Genomic DNA, 3,129 nt, shown 5'->3' with positions numbered 1-3,129 from the left:
CGGGTGTGTCCCACCCTATACAAACTCCTTTTAAGATATTTTGAGATGCATTAAAATCTCTTGATACTGAATATCCGCATTTCTGACAGTGGTGGTTACGGTCTGACAGCGTCTTTTTCACACGATTCCCACAATTAAAACAGTCTTGACTTGTATATGCAGGATTGACGAAATATACATACTTACCAGCACTTTCAGCCTTGTAAGTGATGAAATATCGGGCGCGTCTCCATCCTGCATCATAGATGGATTTGTTTAATCCACGCAGATTGTGTGAAACCATATTTTTAATATTCAGGTCTTCCATTACAATATGATCATAATTATCAACATAGTATCTACTCCATTTATGTAGGAAATCGTCACGCTGATTCTTTACATGTTCATGTGATTTAGCTAACACGAATCTTTGTTTTTTTCTGTTCTTACTTTTTTTGACTTTCTTTGACATCTTCCTTTGAGCGCGGCGTAGCCGTTTCTCACTTGAACGAAGTTTGCGCGGGTTTGCAACAACTTTTCCATCTGAATCCGTAGAGAAATTATCCAAATTTAAGTCGATACCAACACATCGTATCCCGGTAGTTTTGACCGGAGTATCTGATGTTTCAGAAACGATGGATACAAACCATTTATGGGTTTTGTTATGTTTAACAATAATCTGTTTGATTTTACCCCTAATTGGACGGGATAGAACAATTGGCATCTCACCAATTTTGCTTAACGAAAGCATTCCATCAAAAATTTTAAAACCGGATTGTTCATATATCATAGAATGGACACGTTTGGTACGGAGTTTTCCAACTTTTCGTCCCTTCTCCTTTAATTTAGCAAGACCTTTTAAATTATACGAAATTTGATGAGCAATATTCTGAAGTACTTTACTGTGCACTTCTTTTAATTCTGGATGCTCCTGTTTCAGTTTCGGCAAAATTGAATCGCTAAATGTATTATTATCTAAACACCAGTTCCGAACATACGTACATTTATCAAATGCAGAAAAAAGACGGTTTTCTGTCTCCTTATCGGGATATATACGGTATCTGGTGACGTATCTCATAGTTTGGATTGCGCCTCAATATATTTTTTAATTGATTTGGAACTTATAGTATCTGCAGTTGAAAATGATTATACTCTATTATACTTATATATGATGTATAAATATATAATGGCATTTGCGCTCTATATTCTAAAGAGAGCAATTCATCACCATGACTTAAGTCAGGTGCTTTCTTGCGATTTATTTGTAAAGAAAGGTCTGTTCGTTTCTGACGACCCATACTTTCCGGCATCGGTTTCTATTCAGCTTCGTCAAGCATTACCCTGTTCTGGAACACGGTCAGCAGGGTTTGTATCGCACCGTTTGGACCGAAAGATAATCTTGTGTTAATTCAGATAGATCCCTTTTTATATCTCTCTTCACTAATTATAACTTGTTAAAAAGCTTTAATTAAATGGACGGGAAATTACGGGTACTATAGGTATACTGGAGAATATCGAAACAATAATATAGTAAAGGTTACGAGAAAATCATACGTAAGAAGTCCACTCTCGAAATAATCTTCACGATCATTGAACCCTTCAAAAGCGTGTACAGCAATCTCCAAAACTCTGTCTCCCGCGAGGAGGGATGCTGATAGGATAGATGAGAGGAAGGTTATCTTCGAATCTCTCAGAGTACAAACCCATGACCATAAGAGGGGGGAGGAGAGTGATATCGCGGTATGCTCGCATGTACGGCGTACCGGTTGTATCAATCTCTTCAATAGTGTGTATATGACCCGAAAGAAACAAATACAACGAAAATCCCCTGAAGCAGAAGGTGATCTCACTGCCCATGTCGTAAGAGAGAGGGTTGATCCTACAGATTCACATTTCCCTATCGTGGGTATCGGCGCCTCTGCTGGTGGTCTGGCAGCTTTTGAGGCCTTCTTCTCAGGTATGCCTGCTGATTCTGATCCTGATATGGCCTTTGTGCTCGTGCAGCACCTGGCCCCTGACCATAAAAGCATCCTCACCGACCTTATCAGGCGCTACACCCGCATGGAGGTCTTTGAGGTTGAGGATGGCATGGTCGTCCAAAAAAACTGCGCCTATATCATCCCTCCAAACCGCGATATGGCCTTTATAAACGGCACACTCCAACTGATGGAGCCCTCTCTGCCCCGTGGCAAGCGGCTGCCGATCGACTTCTTCTTCCGGTCACTCGCAACAGATCAGCGTGACCATGCAATCGCAATCGTGCTTTCTGGCACCGGCAGCGATGGTACTCTGGGTGTCCGGGCAGTCAAGGGTGAAGGTGGTATGGTCATGGCCCAGGCCCCCGAAACCACCGAGCATGATGGGATGCCACGCAATGCCATCGCCACCGGCCTTGTGGACTTTGTGCTGCCACCGGCTGAGATGCCCGCCAAGCTGATCGACTATGCCTCCAATGCGTTCAGAAAGCCCATTTCCAATGCTGAATCTGCCCCGGTTCCTGCGGTAGAGAACGCACTGAGGAAGATATTTATCCTGCTTCGCACCCAGGTGGGGCATGACTTCTCCAATTATAAACCGAGCACCATCAATCGTCGCATTGAGAGGAGGATGGCCATCCATCAGATCGAAACGATAGATGGGTACCTTAAGTACCTTCAACAGACTCCGGTGGAGGTGGAAGCACTCTTTCGTGACCTCTTAATTGGTGTGACCAGTTTCTTTCGTGACCCTGAAGCCTTTAAGGTGCTTGAGGAGCGGATCATCCCTGATCTCTTCTCCGGCAAGAATGCAGATGCTACTATCCGTGTCTGGGTGCCAGGCTGCTCAACCGGCGAGGAAGCCTATTCCATCGCCATGTTGATCCAGGAATACAGAGAACATCAGAAGGCAGGATGCACTGTCCAGGTCTTTGCCACCGACATCGACAGTAATGCCATCGCCACTGCCCGGGTTGGTCTCTATCCGGACAGCATTACAACCGACATATCTCCGAATCGCCTGACACGCTTCTTTAATGTCGGGCCTGATGGCAGTACCTACCGGATCAATAAAAAAATCCGTGATATGATGATCTTCTCCGAGCAGGACCTGATAAGAGATCCACCTTTCTCGAAACTGGATCTGATCAGTTGCCGCAACCTGCTGATCTAT

At 44.1% G+C, this 3,129-nt stretch carries 2 protein-coding genes; one reads left to right on the top strand and one right to left on the bottom strand.

Annotation, left to right across the window (positions count from 1 at the left end):
- On the bottom strand, positions 1 to 1,057 hold a 1,057-nt coding region (locus Q7U95_RS02560; protein WP_308751709.1), incomplete at its 3' end, for a transposase.
- Positions 1,058 to 1,773: 716 nt separating this feature from the next.
- Here Q7U95_RS02560 and Q7U95_RS02555 point away from each other — a divergent pair.
- The coding region (locus Q7U95_RS02555; RefSeq protein ID WP_308751708.1) for a chemotaxis protein CheB at positions 1,774 to 3,129 on the top strand (1,356 nt) is incomplete at its 3' end.

The organism is Candidatus Oleimmundimicrobium sp., from assembly GCF_030651595.1.
GTDB lineage: Bacteria > Actinomycetota > Aquicultoria > UBA3085 > Oleimmundimicrobiaceae > JAUSCH01.
Note: the sequence above shows the minus strand (reverse complement) of the source record. Positions and strands in the feature narration are given on the sequence as shown.